This window comes from Pseudomonas sp. SB113, from assembly GCF_040754745.1.
GTDB classification, from domain to species: Bacteria; Pseudomonadota; Gammaproteobacteria; order Pseudomonadales; family Pseudomonadaceae; genus Aquipseudomonas; species Aquipseudomonas grimontii.
The window spans coordinates 1-358 of record NZ_JBFMHW010000265.1 but is presented as its reverse complement, the minus strand read 5'-3'; the positions used below and the strand labels follow the sequence as shown (position 1 = coordinate 358).

The window sequence follows — 358 nt, the reverse complement described above, 5'->3', positions numbered from 1 at the left end:
GTTAAATCGTTCACCGTCGGCACGCCAACCAACGGCACCTTCTACACCGACGCGGCGATGACCAAACCGGTGACCGGTTCCATTGACGCGGTCAACGGCGAAGCCACGGTTTACTTCAAACCGAACGAAAACTTCCACGGCACCGCAAACTTCACCTACACCGCCACCGACGGCGGCCCGCTGACTTCGGCGCCAGCCAACGGCACCATCACCGTGACTGCGGTCAACGACGCGCCGGTGGCTGCGGAAACTGCTGCGACCGGTGCTGAAGACCCAAGCGTAGGCATCGCGGTCAAACTGTCCGCCACCGACGTGGATAGTCCGACGGACGTTAAATCGTTCACCGTCGGCACGCCAA

The 358-nt window shown here is 61.7% G+C and carries 1 protein-coding gene; it reads left to right on the top strand.

The window, feature by feature from the left end:
* Nucleotides 1-358, top strand: a 358-nt coding sequence (locus tag AB1462_RS32495; RefSeq protein WP_367249236.1) for an Ig-like domain-containing protein, incomplete at both ends; no start/stop codon positions are given.